Origin of the sequence: Comamonas sp. MYb396 (genome assembly GCF_037479555.1) — a bacterium.
GTDB lineage: Bacteria > Pseudomonadota > Gammaproteobacteria > Burkholderiales > Burkholderiaceae_C > Comamonas.
This window is the reverse complement of the sequence record NZ_JBBGYU010000004.1, coordinates 340,067-355,148: the sequence shown is the minus strand read 5'-3', so window position 1 is coordinate 355,148 and position 15,082 is coordinate 340,067. Positions and strand designations below refer to the sequence as shown.

Below are 15,082 nucleotides of genomic sequence, written 5' to 3'. Positions count from 1 at the left end.
TATCTACAGTGCGTCTAGCTGGGCGCGTTCAACCGAAAACCCTGGCCGCGCTCGGTCACCAGCAGATCGGACTGGCGCAGCTTGCGCCGTATGCGGCCGATCAGCACATCAAGCGTGTTGGAGTCCGGGTCCAGATCGCGGGCATAGACATGCTCGCTGATCTCGGTGCGTGTGAGCACGCGGTTGGGGTGGTGCATCAAATAGGCCAGAATCTTGTGCTCCTGCGCCGTCAGCTGCAAACCCTGGCCATCCTGCAAAAAGCGGCCGGCCGTTACGTCGTATTCCAGGCAGCCCGCGCGCAGCACCGTGGCCGCACTGCCGGCGCTGCGGCGCAGCATGGCGCGCAGGCGCAGCACCACCTCGTCGAGCATGAAGGGCTTGGTCAGGTAGTCATCGGCCCCCGCGCCAAAGCCGGCCACCTTGTCGCTCCAACGGTTGCGCGCCGTCAGGATCAGCACCGGCCACTGGCAACCCGCCTCGCGCCAATCGCGCAACACCGTCAGCCCATCGCGCTGGGGCAGACCCAGGTCCAGCACGGCCGCGTCGTAGGGCTCGGTGCTGCCCGCAAACGATGCGGCATCGCCATCGGCCTCCACATCGACCGAAAACCCGGCACGCACCAGCGCCTGCTCCATTTGCGCGGCCAGCTCGGCATCGTCTTCCACCACCAGGATTCGCATCTGCGCTCAGTCCTCCAGCTTTTGTTGGATCACCTGCAAGCTGCGCGCATCGACCTTGAGCTCCAAGGTGCTGCCATTGCTCTGCAGCAACTCGATCTCGTAATAAGAGGCCTGGCCTTCATCGTGCTCCAGCTCCACCTCCAGCACCTGGCCCGAGAACCGGGGTGCCAGTGCCTGCAGAACCTCGTCCACGCGCTTGAGCGGCGCGGGGTTGCGGGCCTTGGCCGGGGCCATTGGCAGCACCGCACCCGTGGCCGCATCCATCACCAGCTTGCGGTAGCCCTGCTGGTCCGCGCTGAGCTTGATTTCGTAGACGCCCCGGCCCTGGCTGTCGCGCTCAAACTCCACATCGGTGATACGGCTCGCGTGCTGCTGCGCCAGCTTGGCCAGGTACTGCGCCAGCTCCCGCATGCCCAGCGCCTGCGAGCGGTCCTTGGCCACGCGCTGCACGGTCTGGCCGCTGGCCGCGTCGATCAGCAGCTCTTGCTTGAGGCCCTGGTTGTCCACCAGCTTGATCTCGTAGCGCAGTTCGCCCTGGGGGCCGCGCTTGGTCTCGACATCCACCACACGGCCGGCCTGGCTGGTGGCAATGTCGCTCAGGATGGCCGACAAGGGCTTGTACTGGCCGGTGGCCACCGCCGCACGCACGGCGTCATGCTCGGCCGCCTGGCTGACGCCGCCCAGCAGCAAACTGCAGGCCAGGGGCCAGGCAGCGATGCGAGAAAAGCGGGGTTGAATTTGCGCCATGGCAGGCATTATGACAAGCGCGACTAAACAGACCATGAACGAACACTTCACACTGCGTTTAGGCAAGGTTTTCAATACTTCAGTCCATGACGAATCAGCCAGCTGCTGGTTTGCATGCCACATCATTGAAGGGATTGAACCATGAAGAAGACCACCATCGCCTGGATCCTGGGTGCCGCCGGCCTCGCTGCCAGCCTGCCATTTGCTGCCCAGGCCTACAACGCCCAGGAAGTGCTCAACAGCATCAGCGCCAGCGGCCTGGTCGCCCCGCAAGACCTGGAAAAGCAATACGGCTACTGGACCGCCAAGGTCACCCAGCAAGACGGCAGCCGCGCCTATGTGCTGGTGAGCGATGCCGACGGCAGCCTGCTGGCCCTGCGCAAGGCCGAGCTGGGCACCACCTACCCCGGCGCCAGCCAGGTTGCTGCCAAGCTGCAAGCCATGGGTTACGGCCAGATCAAGGAAGTGGAGTTTGACGACGGCTTCTGGGAAGCCAAGGTGCGCGGCGCCAATGGCGTTAAGCAAAAGCTGGTGCTGCACCCGGTAAGCCTGGATGTGCTGTCCCAACCCGGCCAGCCTGCCCCTACCCCGGGCGCCGGTGCGGGCAGCGCCATTTTGAGCGCAGCGCAAATCCAGAAGCTGCTGACCCAGGCGGGCTACACCCACATCCATGACCTGGAGCTCGATGACGGTATCTGGGAAGCCGATGCGATCAATGCCCAGGGTTTCCGCGTCGATCTGAAGATCCACCCCGAAACCGGTGCGGTGCTGCGCGAGAAACTGGACGACTAAGTCGATTGGGCCAAAAGCAAAAGGCTGAGCCCGATGGGGTTCAGCCTTTTTTTGGGTGCAGCGCCTGGGACGCTTGCCAGTGGGAAGGGTTTGTTAACCAGCCTTGGCAGGCGTGCGCTGGCGCAGCGCCTCATACAGGCACACGCCGCTGGCCACCGACACATTGAGGCTGGACACGGCCCCCATCATCGGGATGCCGATCAGCTCATCGCAGGTCTTGCGGGTGAGCTGGCGCATGCCATCGCCTTCGGCGCCCAGCACCAGGGCCACGGGGCCCTTGAGGTCCACCTGGTACAAGGTGTTGGGGGCGTCATCGCTGGTGCCGATGATCCAGACATTGCGCTCCTTGAGCTCTTTCAAGGTACGCGCCAGGTTGGTCACCATGAAGTATGGCACCGTCTCGGCAGCGCCACTGGCCACCTTGGCTACGGTGGCATTGATGCCCACGGCATGGTCCTTGGGCGCAATCACCGCATGGGCGCCGGCACCATCGGCCACGCGCAGGCAGGCACCCAGGTTGTGCGGATCGGTCACGCCGTCGAGCACCAGCAGCAGTGGCGAGGTGACGCCAGCTTCTTCCAGGTCGTCGAGCAGCTCATCCAGGGTGCGGGTGTCCTTGATCTCTTCAACACGGGCAGCCACGCCCTGGTGGCCGTGCGAGCCGGCCAGCTTGGCGATGCGCGGTGCATCTGCCTCGATCAGCCGCACCCCCGCCTCTTTGGCGCGCTCCAGAAATTGGCGCATGCGCGCATCGCGGCGCGTGGACTCGAAATAGACTTCGATGATCGATTTGGGCGCAGTCTTCATGCGCACACCAACGGCATGGAAGCCGAACAACACTTTGGGGGATGACATAGGGCAGCATTATCGCTGCTTGCCCATACCCCGGGGGGCGCAGCGACCATGCCCCGCAGGCGCGACACGCCGCGCCTTGGCAAACCCGGCTTTATCTGCGACGCTTGCAGCGACCTTGAAACGCTTGCCTAGGTTTCCAATTCCCATGACCTTTAGCGCTTCCGAGGGCTTTGCGGCCCACCTGATCGATGTGCATGGCAGCGATGCTGCCGCGCCCGTGCCCGAGCCCCATTTGCAGCCCTTGCAGTTTTTGCAGCACCTGTACCGGGTCGCCGTGCGCGATGCACTGCCGCTCGAAGGCCTGCGCAGGCATTTGCCAGCCGTACCCAAGGGCCGCACCGTGGTGGTTGGCGCGGGCAAGGCCAGCGCGGCCATGGCGCAGGCGCTCGAGCAGCTCTGGCCCGCGCAGGCGCCGCTGTCGGGCCTGGTCGTCACGCGCTATGGGCATGTTCCGCCGCGCCCGCTGGGCCTGGCCCAGCGCATCGAGGTGGTGGAAGCGGCCCACCCCGTGCCCGATGCCGCCGGCCTGCAAGCGGCCGAGCGCATGCTGGCCTTGACCGAAGGGCTCAGCGCCGATGACCTGGTGATTTGCCTGATCTCGGGCGGCGGCTCGGCGCTGCTCAGCTTGCCGGCCGAGGGCCTGACCCTGGCCGACAAGCAGCGCATCAACCGCGAGCTGCTCGAGAGCGGCGCCCACATTGGCGAGATGAACTGCGTGCGCAAGCATCTCTCTCGCATCAAGGGCGGGCGCCTGGGTGCCGCCTGCCATCCGGCGCAGGTGGTCAGCCTGCTGATCAGCGATGTACCTGGTGATTCGCCGGCCATCATCGCCAGCGGCCCGACGGTGCCAGACCCCAGCACTTGCGCCGATGCGCTGGCGATCCTGGAGCGCTATGCGATTGCGGTACCCGAACCCGTGCGTGCAGCACTGCGCAGCGGCTTGCTGGAAACCCCCAAGCCCGGCGACCCACGCTTTGCCGGCCACCAGGTGCAGCTGATTGCCACCCCGCAGCAGTCCTTGCAGGCAGCGGCCGCTGCCGCGCGTGACGCGGGCATTGCCTGCCATGTGCTCAGCGACGAGATGGAGGGCGAATCCCGCGAAGTGGCCAAGGTGCATGCCGCGCTGGCCCGTGCTGTGGCCCTGCATGGCCAGCCCTTTGCCCGGCCCTGCGTGATTCTGTCTGGGGGTGAGACCACGGTGACACTGCGCCAACCGGCCGAAGGTGCTGCGCGGGGCCGGGGCGGCCGTGCGGGTGAGTTCTGCCTGGGCCTGGCCCAGGCACTGCAGGCCGTGCCCGGCGTATGGGCGCTGGCGGCCGACACCGACGGCATTGATGGGGTGGAAGACAATGCCGGCGCGGTGGTGACACCGGACACCCTGGCCCGTGCCGCTGCGCTGCAACTCAAACCCGCCGCCTACCAGGACCGCAATGACAGCTATGGCTTTTTTGGCCCGCTGGGCGATCTGGTGGTGACCGGCCCGACCCACACCAATGTGAATGATTTTCGGGCGCTGCTGGTTCTGCAGCCGATGGATGCGCCCATGAAAAAAGCGGCCAGCTAATGCTGACCGCTTTGTCGTGGCTTGCCGAGATCAACGGCTGCCAAAACGGCCACGGCAACCGCGCGTGACCCAGATGCGGCGAGCCCGGTCGTCATAGCCCCAGGTATAGCCTTCGCGGCAGCTGTCGCTGGACAGCTGCTCGAGCAGCACCGGGCGGCCCCAGCGCGCATTCCAGTCGCAGCTGTTGTCGCGGCGGTCATCGCTGCTGCAGGTCAGTTCACGGCCCTGGCCATAGCCAGGGTTGGGCCGGCCGCCGCCGTAGCCGCCACCGTAACCGCTGCTGATGGCGAAATCGGCACGGCAGCCCCGGCTGACCCAGACAGAATCACCGCTTTGGCCCCAGCTGCGGCCCTCGTCGCAACGCGCGTCGGAGAGCTGGCGGGCAACCTCGACCCGGGCACCACGCGGAATGGCGCATTCACGCATGCGGCCGTCATTGCTCTCGCAGCGCACCAGCTGGTTGCTGCCGCCACCGCCCCAGCCACCGCCACCTCGGCTATCGGCAAAGCGGGCGCGGCAACCGTCGGTCACCCAGACCACACCGCCTCCGCGGTGGCCCCAGCTGCGGCCTTCCACGCAGGATGCACTCGACAAGGTTTCGCTCACGACCGGGTCACGAAACGGAGTGCGGCACTCACGCGTGCGTCCATCCTGGCTCTCGCAGGTCACCTCGCCGTCGCGCCCATACTGGGCCTGCGCGGTGGGGGCGATGGCCACCAAAGCCAGTGCCAGTGCGCCCAGCGCAGCGCCACTCCATGTTGTTTTCGCCATTGCTCTCTCCTCGTTATGGTCTTCGATGGGGGCCAAGGTTAACCCGAAATGGCAGCTGGTTTTGTAAGCAAAGTCAGCAAAAAAGGCGAGCCGTAGCTCGCCCGGGTCATGGCGGGTTGCCACCCAACGATGCTCAAGGCATCACTGGCGGAATATAGGCCAGGGTTTGGCCCAGGAACCACAGCAGGAACAGCACCACCGGGATATGCACCAGCAGCTGCACAAAGGTGAAGCCGATCAGGTCGCGCGCCTTCAGACCCAGCACCCCCAACAGCGGCAGCATGTAGAACGGGTTGATCAGATTGGGCAGTGCCTCGGCCGCGTTGTAGATCTGCACAGCCCAGCCCAGGTGGTATTGCAGGTCGTTGGCCACCTGCATCACATACGGCGCCTCGATGATCCACTTGCCGCCGCCCGAGGGGATGAAGAAGCCCAGAATGGCCGAGTACACGCCCATCAGCAGCGCATAGGTGTCATGCGTGGCGATCTGGGTGAAAAAGGTCGAGATATAGTGCGCAATCGTGTGGCCATCCACACCCTTGACCTCGGTCATGATCGCGGCGATCGAGCCGTAGAGCGGAAACTGGATCAGCACACCGGTGGTGGTGGGCACGGCGCGCGCCACCGCATCCAGAAAGCTGCGCGGGCGCCAGTGCAGCAAGGCCCCCACCATCAGAAAAATCAGGTTGTAGGTGTTGAGGCCCGAGATCGCCTGGATCGCCGGCTTGCTGGAGAACTCTTCGACCATCCAGCCGACTGCCAGCAGCACCAGAAAAATGATCAGCAGCGGGCTGTGCTCCAGCCATTCACCGGGGCGCGTGGGCTTGGTCACCGGTTGCGCCTCGGCGCTGATGTCCACCTGGCAGGCGGCCGCATCCTTGGCGTTGGCTGCGCCCGGCGCCGTCACATAGGCAATCAGCAGCGAGATCAGCACCAGGGCCAGCAGCATCACGCCCGATTGCCACAGGAAAATCGTCTCGGTGAACGGGATCACACCGGTGATCGCCAGGATCGACGGCGGCAGGCTGGCCGGGTTGGCCTGCAGCTGCGCAGCCGACGAGGAAATGCCCAGCGCCCAGACGGCGCCCAGGCCCAGGTAGGCCGCAGCGCCGGCTGCGCGGTAGTCCATTTTCAGATCGGTGCGGCGGGCCAGCGCCTTGACCAGCAGGCCACCAAACACCAGGCTCAGTCCCCAGTTGAGCAGCGAGGCCACCATCGAGATCAGTGCCACCCAGGCCACCGCACTGCGGCCATTGCCCGGCACCTTGGCCAGCGCTTCAATCAGGCGCGACGCAGGCTTGGAGCTGGCCACCACATAGCCGCCAATCACCACAAAGGCCATCTGCATCGTGAACGGGATCAGGCTCCAAAAACCCTTGCCAAAGGCCTTGCTGGTCTCTTGCACCGGCACGCCAATGGCCAATGCCGCTGCCACCACAATCGCAATCCCCACCACGGCAAACACCCAGGAATCGGGAAACCACTTCTCGGCCCAGGCCGCACACCGCATCGCAAACCGCGCCGAGCGGCTCTCTTCCAATTGCACCGACATAGTCACCTTTCTGTCTCGCGTTAATTTCAAAGCGCGGCGATCTTCTCATGCGGGAAGGTCAATTTCGTTAAGTGCGACTACGTACCGCCATGCGAAATGGTCAGAGCGGCGAAGTGCTGGCTGCTGTGCGGACGCAAAAAAGCCCCCTGCATGGCAGGAGGCTCGTTGGAGATTGCGAAACCGCTTAAACCGCTATCAGGCCCGCTCGGCCACCCAGGCCTGAACGCCCGCCAGCGCTTGCGCGAGGCCCGCTGGGTTGGTGCCGCCAGCCATCGCCATGTCGGGCTTGCCGCCGCCCTTGCCACCCACTTGCTGGGCGACAAAGTTCACCAACTCACCGGCCTTGACCTTGCCAATGCTGTCCTTGGTCACGCCTGCGGCCAGCTGTACCTTGTCGCCGTCTACAGCCGCCAACACGATGGCAGCGGTGCCCAGCTTGTCCTTGAGCTTGTCCATGGTGTCGCGCAGCGCTTTCGCATCGGCGCCATCCAGGGTGGCCGCCAGCACTTTGATGCCCTTGACGTCCACCGCTTGGCCGGCCAGCTCGTCGCCCTGGCTCGACGCCAGCTTGCCCTTGAGCTGGGCCAATTCCTTCTCCAGCGCCTTGATCTGGTCGAGCGCACCACCGATGCGGTGGTTCAGCTCGGCCACTGGGGCCTTCAAGGTCGAAGCGGCTTCGTCCACGGTTGATTCGAGCGACTGCAGATAAGCCAGCGCGTTCTCGCCGGTCACCGCCTCAATACGGCGCACGCCCGCAGCCACGCCGCCTTCGGCGACGACCTTGAACAGGCCGATATCGCCGGTGCGCTGCACATGGGTGCCGCCGCAGAGTTCACGGCTTGAGCCGATGTCCAGCACGCGCACGGTCTCGCCGTACTTTTCGCCAAACAGCATCATTGCGCCGGTCTTTTGTGCGCTCTCGATGTCCATCACGCGCGCGCCGGTTTCGGTGTTCGCCAGGATCTCGGCATTCACGCGCTTTTCGATCTCGCGCTTTTGCGCGTCGGTCACCGGGCTGTTGTGGGCAAAGTCAAAACGGGTGCGTTCCGCATTGACCAGGCTGCCCTTTTGCTGCACATGGTCGCCCAGCACTTCCCGCAGTGCCTTGTGCATGATGTGGGTGACCGAGTGGTTGCGCATGGTGGCGGCGCGCAAGGCGGTATCCACCTCGGCTTGCACCGCATCGCCCACCTTGAGGCTGCCCGCAGCCAGTTGGCCATGGTGGCCGAACACATCGGCCTTGATCTTCAAGGTGTCTTCCACGACAAAGCGGTTGGCACCGGCCGAGATCACGCCCTGGTCGCCCACCTGGCCACCCGATTCGGCGTAGAACGGCGTGGTGTCCAGCACGACCACGGCGGTCTGGCCGGCGTTGATCGCGTTGACGCTGCTGCCATCGACATACAGCGCCACGACCTTGGCGGCTTCGCTCAGCTGCGTGTAACCGGTGAAGGCATTGGCCGCGCCGGTGTATTCCAGTGCGCGGTCCATCTTGAACTTGCCTGCGGCGCGGGCCTGGCTCTTTTGCTGCTCCATCGCGGCATGGAAGCCGGCCTCGTCCACGCTCAGGCCGCGTTCGCGCGCCACGTCGTTGGACAGGTCCAGCGGGAAGCCGTAGGTGTCGTGCAGCTTGAAGGCCACATCACCGGGCAGCACCTTGGCGCCGCCAGCCAGTGCGCTGTCCAGGATGTCCATGCCGTTGGCCAGGGTCTCGAAGAAGCGCTCTTCCTCGACCTTGAGCACCTCGGTGATGCGCGCTTCCTGCTCGCGGATCTTGGGGTAGGCATCGCCCATCACAGCGACCAGGTCCTTGACCAGCTTGTGGAAGAACGGCGTCTTCTGGCCCAGCTTGTAGCCGTGGCGGATAGCGCGGCGGATGATGCGGCGCTGCACATAGCCCCGGCCTTCGTTCGACGGGATCACGCCATCGGCCACCAGGAAGGCGGTCGCGCGGATGTGGTCGGCGATCACCTTGAGCGAGGGGGTTTCCAGATCGTCGATATGGGTCTCGCGTGCAGCGGCCTTGATCAGTGCCTGGAACAGGTCGATCTCGTAGTTGCTGTGCACATGCTGCAAGATGGCAGCCAGGCGCTCCAGGCCCATGCCGGTATCAACGCAAGGGGCTGGCAGTGGTTTGACCGAGCCGTCTTCGGCCATGTCGAACTGCATGAACACGTTGTTCCAGATTTCGATGAAACGGTCACCGTCTTCATCGGGCGAGCCTGGAGGGCCGCCGGCAATGTGCGGGCCGTGGTCGTAGAAGATCTCCGAGCAAGGGCCGCAAGGGCCGGTGTCGGCCATCATCCAGAAGTTGTCGCTCTTGTAGCGGCCGCCCTTGTTGTCGCCGATGCGGATCACGCGCTCTGGGGGCAGGCCGATCTCCTTGGTCCAGATGTCGTAGGCCTCGTCGTCTTCTTCATAGACGGTGGCCAGCAGCTTCTCGGCCGGCAGCTTGTAGACCTCGGTCAGCAGCTCCCAGGCCCATTTCAGCGATTCGCGCTTGAAGTAGTCGCCAAAGGACCAGTTGCCCAGCATTTCGAAAAAGGTGTGGTGGCGCGCGGTGTAGCCCACGTTTTCCAGGTCGTTGTGCTTGCCGCCCGCACGCAGGCAGGTCTGCACGCTGGTCGCCCGGGTGTAGGGGCGCTTGTCGGTGCCCAGGAACACATCCTTGAACTGCACCATGCCGGAGTTGGTGAACATCAGCGTCGGATCGTTGCCCGGCACCAGCGGGCTGGACGGAACAATGGTGTGCCCCTTGGACGCGAAAAAGTCCAAGAAGGTCTTGCGGATCTCAGCGACGGAAAAAGTGGGTGTACTCATGGTGTGATGCAGTGGTGGCGCCTGTCCGGCTTCCCCTGAAGCGGTGCGGGCGCGAATCTTCCATTATAGGGTTTGGGCTGAACTACAGCGCCTGGGGAGCCCGAGCAAGGCCCCCTGGGGCGGGATACGCGTTTTGGCGGCCTTACTGGGGCACGGGCAGTGGCGCCGCCTTGCGCTTGCCTTCCAGCTCCTTCATGCGCTTTTCATGGGCTTCGAGCTTGCGCTGCGCGGCCTCCTGCTTGGCGTCGTATTCCTCTTGCGCGGCACTGATGTTGTCGGGGCGCTCTTCGTTGTGGCGCTGCTGGGTGCGCTGCTTGCTGTCCAACTTGCCGGCCTGGCTGGTGGCGCGGCGGGCGGCATCCTGCTCGCGGCGCTGCTGCTGCTCGGCAATGCTCTCGGCATTGCGCTTGGGCGCATGGCTGCTGCGCTGGGCAGCCTGCTCGTCGTGCTCTTTCTGGCGCTGCTCCAGATCGGGCTGGTTCAGGGCACCTCCATCCAGTGTGGGGTGCTTGCGCTCAAAATCGCTTTGCTTGTTGGCGCGGGCATCGCGCTGGTTCGCGGTTTTCTCGTCGCGTTCCTGCGCATTGATGGCCAGCTCGCGCTGGCGTAGCGCGCGCTCTTCGGTGTTGTACTGGCGGCGCACCTTCTGCAGGCAGTCGGTCACCGCAAAGTGCTGGTAGCAGATCTTTTCGTTGTTGGCCAGGCGCGCTTCGCTGTCCTTGCGCTCCAGCGTGATCTGGGCACGCGCCTGCGTGCGCTCCTTGGCATTCGCAGGCTTGTCGGATGCCGCATGGGCAAAACTGCTGGCGGCCAGCAGCAGCAACAGGCTCAGGGTGTTCAAACGAGGCATAGGGCCCTCTCTTCTCAGGTCAGCGCGGTATCGACCACGCGTCGCTCCAGCGACAAATACTCCTGCGACTGCATCTCGTTGAGGCGCGAGACGGTGCGCGGAAACTCATGGGACAGCGGCCCTTCGGTGTAGAGCTGCTCGGGCGGCACCGCAGCCGACATGATGAGCTTGACCCGGCGGTCATAGAGCACATCGACCAGCCAGGTAAAGCGGCGGGCGGGCGAGGCCATGTTGACGAACATCTGCGGCACATTGGACAGCAGCACGGTGTGGAACTGGGTGGCCAGCTCCAGGTAGTCGTTCTGTGAGCGCGGGTTGACGCAGAGCTCATGGAAATCAAACCAGATCACGCCACCCGCACGGCGGCGCGGCTTGAGCTCGCGCGACTCGATCTTGAATACCGGCTTCTCATCGGGCACCTCGGCCAACTGGCCAAAGGTCTGCTCCATCGCCGCATCGGCCTGCGGGCCCAGCGGGCAGTGGTAGAGCTGGGCCAGCTCCAGCGCGCGGCGGCGGTAGTCGGTGCCGTTGTCGACGTTGATCACATCCATGCGCGCGTTGAGCAGGTCGATGGCTGGCAGAATGCGGTCGCGGTGCAGGCCATCGGGGTAGAGGCCATCGGGCGTGAAGTTGGAGGTGGTGACAAAGCCCACGCCGTTGTTGAACAGCGCCAGCAGCAGGCGGTAGAGGATCATCGCATCGGTGATGTCCGCCACATGGAACTCGTCAAAGCAGATGAGCTTGTACTTCTTGGCGATCTTGGCGCCCAGCACATCGAGCGGGTCCTGCGTGCCCTTGAGCAAGGTCAGCTCGCGCTGCACCTCGCGCATGAACTCATGGAAATGCAAACGCACCTTGCGGCGCAGCGGCACGGCGTTGAAGAAGCAATCCATGATGAAGCTCTTGCCGCGCCCCACCCCGCCATACATGTACACCCCGCGCGGGATGTCGGGGTGGTTGATCAGCTTCTTGATCGGGTTGGAGCGCTTGTTCTTGTACTGCTCCCACTCATCGGCACAGCGCTGCAAGGCGTCCACCGCACGCATCTGTGCAGGATCACTCTGAAAACCCTTGGCCTTGAGTTCGGCCTCGTATGCATCTCTTACCGCTGTACCCATGGGTGTCTCAATCTCTTGTTGCTATAAATGACATAGCCTCTGGCGCAGAACCAATCTGCACCAGAGGCCATTTTCGCCTAAAACTTCAGGATCAGAAGTTCAGGGTGCGCTTGTCCACGGCCAGTGCCGCTTCCTTGGTCGATTCCGACAGCGATGGGTGGGCGTGGCAGATACGGGCGATGTCTTCGCTCGATGCCTTGAACTCCATCGCCACCACGGCTTCGGAGATCAGCTCCGAGACCATCGGGCCGACCATGTGCACACCCAGGATTTCGTCGGTCGTGGCGTCCGCCAGGAACTTGACCATACCGGTGGTGTCACCCAATGCACGTGCGCGGCCGTTGGCCAGGAACGGGAAGGTGCCTGCCTTGTAAGCCACGCCATCGGCCTTGAGCTGCTGCTCAGTGCGGCCCACCCATGCCACTTCGGGGCTGGTGTAGATCACCGATGGCAGGGTGGCGAAGTTCACATGGCCGTGTTGGCCGGCAATGCGCTCGGCCACGGCAACGCCCTCTTCCTCAGCCTTGTGGGCCAGCATTGGGCCGCGCACCACATCGCCCACGGCCCAGACGCCAGGCAGGTTGGTCTTGCAGTTCTCGTCCACGACGATAGCACCACGCTCGTCCAGGGCCAGGCCCACGGCTTCGGGGTTCAGGCCGATGGTGTTGGCCACGCGGCCGATGGACACGATCAGACGGTCCACATCCAGCTGCTGGGCTTCGCCCTTGGCATTGGTGTAGCTGATCTGCACGCCCTTCTTGTCGGCCTTGATGTCGCCAACCTTCACGCCCAGCTCGATCTTCAGACCTTGCTTGTCGAAGGACTTCTTGGCTTCCTTGGCGATTTGCTCGTCCACGGCGGGCAGGAACTTGTCCATGCCTTCGAGCACGGTCACTTCGGTGCCCAGACGGCGCCAGACCGAGCCCATTTCCAGGCCGATCACGCCAGCGCCGATCAGCGCCAGCTTCTTGGGCACGGCGCCCAGGCGCAGTGCGCCGTCGTTCGACAGAATTTTGTCCTCGTCGAAAGGCACGCCGGGCAGTGCGCGGGCATTGGAGCCGGTGGCCACAATGATCTGCTTGCCGGTGATGGATTCTTCTTCCTTGCCCTCGACCTTGATTTCGTAACCGCCATCAGCGGCCTTCACGAAGGAGCCACGGCCGTGGAAGAAAGTGACCTTGTTCTTCTTGAACAGGTACTGGATGCCGTCGTTGTTTTGCTTGACGACAGTGTCCTTGCGGGCAATCATCTTGGCCACATCCATCGTGACCTTGCCAGTCGAGATGCCGTGGTCGGCAAAGTGCAGGTTGGCGTGCTCGAAATGCTCGGACGACTGCAGCAGGGCCTTCGAGGGAATGCAACCCACATTGGTGCAGGTGCCGCCCAGGGCTGGGCCGCCGGCCGCGTTCTTCCACTCGTCGATACAGGCCACTTGCATGCCCAGTTGGGCTGCACGGATGGCCGCTACGTAGCCGCCGGGGCCGCCGCCGATCACGACGACATCAAATTGCTTGCTCATGATTAATCCAATGGTGTTAGTTCAAAACTGCCCTGGTGCAATGCCACACCGAAGAGGCCCGTTTTGGTGGTCAGTTGTTCGTCGTTTTGACGACCAAACGACAAGGTGGTGCCGGGATGGGTGCGGCAGACGAACATGAAGGAGCCGGACTCCAGACATGCAATCTTGCCGCCAGCGCGCATCACCGCCCAGCCCATCTCTTCATAGCCCTGGGCCTTGAAGGGGATGAGCGGCAGCGGCGCGCCGGGCTCGCCGACAAACGAAATGGCCCATTGCGGGCCATGTCCGTCCGCCTTCGCGCCGGGCACCTCCTTGGCGGAGGTGATCGGGCGGATGCGAACCTGTGATGGAGCGGGCAAGCCCCGGCGTGCAGCCTGGGTGCCTGCTGCCCACTGGAAGCGGTAGTCCCCGCTCCAGCTTTGCGTGGCCACATCCTGCGCTGCAGGGCGGGGCAAGGTGCCACAGGCGCCCAGCACGAGTGCGGACGCTGCAGCCACCAAAACGCGTAGCATCACTGCCCGGTGACCCGATTACAGGTCGAACAGCAGACGCGATGGATCTTCCAGCGCATCCTTCATTGCCACCAGACCCAGCACGGCTTCGCGGCCGTCGATGATGCGGTGGTCATAGGACATCGCGAAGTAGTTCATCGGACGCACCACCACTTGGCCGTTTTCGACCACAGCACGGTCCTTGGTCGCGTGCACGCCCAGGATGGCCGATTGTGGCGGGTTGATGATGGGGGTAGACATCATCGAGCCGAAGGTGCCACCGTTGGAGATGGAGAACGTGCCGCCGGTCATGTCTTCGATGCCCAGCTTGCCGTCAGCAGCCTTCTTGCCGAATTCGGCGATCTTCTTTTCGATGTCGGCGAAGCTCATCTGGTCTGCATTGCGCAGGATGGGCACCACCAGACCGCGTGGCGAGCCCACGGCGATACCGATGTCGAAGTAACCGTGGTAGATGATGTCGGTGCCATCGACCGACGCGTTCAGCACGGGGTACTTCTTCAAGGCATGCACGGCGGCCTTCACGAAGAAGGACATGAAGCCGAGCTTGACGCCGTGTTCCTTGGTGAAGTCGTCCTGGAACTTCTTGCGCAGGGCCATCACGGGCGCCATGTTCACTTCGTTGAACGTGGTCAGGATCGCGTTGGTCGACTGCGATTGCAGCAGGCGCTCGGCGATACGGGCACGCAGACGGCTCATCGGCACGCGCTGCTCTGGACGCTCGCCCAGGTCTTGGGCAGCGGCGGGCGACGCCACCTGTGGCAGCGACTTGGTCGGTGCACCGGTGGGGATCACGGCGGCGGTGGACTTGACGCCACCGGCCACGGCGGCCAGCACATCACCCTTGGTGACGCGGCCATCCTTGCCGGAGCCGGCCACAGCGCCGACTGCCAGGTTGTTGTCCGCCAGCAGCTTGGCTGCAGCTGGCATGGCGACGTCGCCCTTGTTGCCACCGGCAGCTGCAGGCGCAGCAGCAGGGGCGGGAGCGGCAGCAGCGGGTGCAGGTGCTGCGGCAGCAGGAGCTGCAGCGGCGCCGGCCACGGCTTCGGTGTCGATCTTGGCGATCAGCTGGTCAGCGATGACGGTTGCGCCGTCGCCTTGCACGATCTCGGTCAGCACACCAGCGGCAGGCGCTGGCACTTCGAGCACGACCTTGTCGGTTTCGATCTCGATCAGGATTTCGTCGACAGCAACAGCTTCACCGGCCTTCTTCTTCCAGGTGAGCATGGTGGCTTCAGCGACCGACTCGGACAGCTGGGGGACTTTGACTTCTACGATTGCCATAACAATTCTTTCTGTATTCGT

Annotated in this window: 13 protein-coding genes; 2 read left to right on the top strand and 11 right to left on the bottom strand. The window is 64.1% G+C overall.

Translation table 11 applies throughout. The features are described 5' to 3' along the window. Positions 1 to 14 precede the first annotated feature (14 nt). Both WH265_RS11865 and WH265_RS11860 read right to left on the bottom strand, forming a co-directional pair. The gene (locus WH265_RS11865; RefSeq protein ID WP_312987589.1) at positions 15 to 680 is read right to left on the bottom strand and encodes a response regulator transcription factor; all 666 of its coding nucleotides are present in this window, start codon (positions 678 to 680) and stop codon (positions 15 to 17) included. A gap of 6 nt (positions 681 to 686) precedes the next feature. Beyond that, a complete protein-coding gene (locus WH265_RS11860; protein WP_339558393.1) occupies positions 687 to 1,427 on the bottom strand; it encodes a PepSY domain-containing protein in 741 nt (246 codons plus the stop codon). 141 nt (positions 1,428 to 1,568) lie between these two features. On the opposite strand from WH265_RS11860, the gene WH265_RS11855 reads away from it, so the two are divergent. Continuing rightward, complete coding sequence (locus WH265_RS11855; RefSeq protein ID WP_339558392.1) at positions 1,569 to 2,219, top strand: PepSY domain-containing protein; 651 nt, start codon at positions 1,569 to 1,571, stop codon at positions 2,217 to 2,219. Positions 2,220 to 2,312: 93 nt separating this feature from the next. On the opposite strand, the gene rlmB is transcribed toward WH265_RS11855, so the two are convergent. Then, positions 2,313 to 3,074 carry a 23S rRNA (guanosine(2251)-2'-O)-methyltransferase RlmB gene (rlmB, locus tag WH265_RS11850; RefSeq protein ID WP_116925577.1) on the bottom strand — a complete coding sequence of 254 codons (762 nt, stop codon included), beginning with the start codon at positions 3,072 to 3,074 and terminating at the stop codon, positions 2,313 to 2,315. A 145-nt stretch (positions 3,075 to 3,219) separates the two neighbouring features. Here rlmB and WH265_RS11845 point away from each other — a divergent pair, with 145 nt between their 5' ends. Further along, positions 3,220 to 4,638: a glycerate kinase type-2 family protein gene (locus WH265_RS11845; protein WP_339558391.1), complete on the top strand. Its 1,419-nt coding sequence runs from the start codon at positions 3,220 to 3,222 to the stop codon at positions 4,636 to 4,638. A gap of 30 nt (positions 4,639 to 4,668) precedes the next feature. Here WH265_RS11845 and WH265_RS11840 read toward each other — a convergent pair whose 3' ends face one another. The 8 genes from WH265_RS11840 to odhB form a co-directional block, all read right to left on the bottom strand. Continuing rightward, positions 4,669 to 5,409, bottom strand: a complete 741-nt coding sequence (locus WH265_RS11840) for a DUF3011 domain-containing protein (RefSeq protein ID WP_021028479.1) — start codon at positions 5,407 to 5,409, stop codon at positions 4,669 to 4,671. 133 nt (positions 5,410 to 5,542) lie between these two features. Further along, entirely contained in the window at positions 5,543 to 6,961 is a 1,419-nt protein-coding gene (locus WH265_RS11835) for a short-chain fatty acid transporter (protein WP_021028480.1), read from the bottom strand. A gap of 195 nt (positions 6,962 to 7,156) precedes the next feature. After that, the gene (gene alaS / locus WH265_RS11830) at positions 7,157 to 9,781 is read right to left on the bottom strand and encodes an alanine--tRNA ligase (protein WP_339558390.1); all 2,625 of its coding nucleotides are present in this window, start codon (positions 9,779 to 9,781) and stop codon (positions 7,157 to 7,159) included. A 142-nt stretch (positions 9,782 to 9,923) separates the two neighbouring features. Continuing rightward, positions 9,924 to 10,631 (bottom strand): hypothetical protein, encoded by a 708-nt coding sequence (locus WH265_RS11825; protein WP_339558389.1) that lies wholly within the window; start codon positions 10,629 to 10,631, stop codon positions 9,924 to 9,926. A 14-nt stretch (positions 10,632 to 10,645) separates the two neighbouring features. After that, positions 10,646 to 11,749, bottom strand: coding sequence for a cell division protein ZapE (gene zapE / locus WH265_RS11820; protein ID WP_021028483.1), 1,104 nt, complete (start codon positions 11,747 to 11,749; stop codon positions 10,646 to 10,648). Positions 11,750 to 11,840: 91 nt separating this feature from the next. Further along, positions 11,841 to 13,268: a dihydrolipoyl dehydrogenase gene (gene lpdA, locus WH265_RS11815; protein ID WP_339558388.1), complete on the bottom strand. Its 1,428-nt coding sequence runs from the start codon at positions 13,266 to 13,268 to the stop codon at positions 11,841 to 11,843. A 2-nt stretch (positions 13,269 to 13,270) separates the two neighbouring features. After that, the gene (locus tag WH265_RS11810; RefSeq protein ID WP_339558387.1) at positions 13,271 to 13,765 is read right to left on the bottom strand and encodes a hypothetical protein; all 495 of its coding nucleotides are present in this window, start codon (positions 13,763 to 13,765) and stop codon (positions 13,271 to 13,273) included. Positions 13,766 to 13,798: 33 nt separating this feature from the next. Then, a complete protein-coding gene (gene odhB, locus WH265_RS11805) occupies positions 13,799 to 15,061 on the bottom strand; it encodes a 2-oxoglutarate dehydrogenase complex dihydrolipoyllysine-residue succinyltransferase (RefSeq protein ID WP_312987577.1) in 1,263 nt (420 codons plus the stop codon). Positions 15,062 to 15,082 lie beyond the last annotated feature (21 nt).

Excerpts from the sequence above, each read along its gene's own strand:
- WH265_RS11865 (WP_312987589.1), bottom strand. The coding sequence starts at position 680 with ATGCGAATCCTGGTGGTGGAAGACGATGCCGAGCTGGCCGCGCAAATG.
- WH265_RS11860 (WP_339558393.1), bottom strand. The coding sequence starts at position 1,427 with ATGGCGCAAATTCAACCCCGCTTTTCTCGCATCGCTGCCTGGCCCCTG.
- WH265_RS11855 (WP_339558392.1), top strand. The coding sequence starts at position 1,569 with ATGAAGAAGACCACCATCGCCTGGATCCTGGGTGCCGCCGGCCTCGCT.
- rlmB (WP_116925577.1), bottom strand. The coding sequence starts at position 3,074 with ATGTCATCCCCCAAAGTGTTGTTCGGCTTCCATGCCGTTGGTGTGCGC.
- WH265_RS11845 (WP_339558391.1), top strand. The coding sequence starts at position 3,220 with ATGACCTTTAGCGCTTCCGAGGGCTTTGCGGCCCACCTGATCGATGTG.
- WH265_RS11840 (WP_021028479.1), bottom strand. The coding sequence starts at position 5,409 with ATGGCGAAAACAACATGGAGTGGCGCTGCGCTGGGCGCACTGGCACTG.
- WH265_RS11835 (WP_021028480.1), bottom strand. The coding sequence starts at position 6,961 with ATGTCGGTGCAATTGGAAGAGAGCCGCTCGGCGCGGTTTGCGATGCGG.
- alaS (WP_339558390.1), bottom strand. The coding sequence starts at position 9,781 with ATGAGTACACCCACTTTTTCCGTCGCTGAGATCCGCAAGACCTTCTTG.
- WH265_RS11825 (WP_339558389.1), bottom strand. The coding sequence starts at position 10,631 with ATGCCTCGTTTGAACACCCTGAGCCTGTTGCTGCTGCTGGCCGCCAGC.
- zapE (WP_021028483.1), bottom strand. The coding sequence starts at position 11,749 with ATGGGTACAGCGGTAAGAGATGCATACGAGGCCGAACTCAAGGCCAAG.
- lpdA (WP_339558388.1), bottom strand. The coding sequence starts at position 13,268 with ATGAGCAAGCAATTTGATGTCGTCGTGATCGGCGGCGGCCCCGGCGGC.
- odhB (WP_312987577.1), bottom strand. The coding sequence starts at position 15,061 with ATGGCAATCGTAGAAGTCAAAGTCCCCCAGCTGTCCGAGTCGGTCGCT.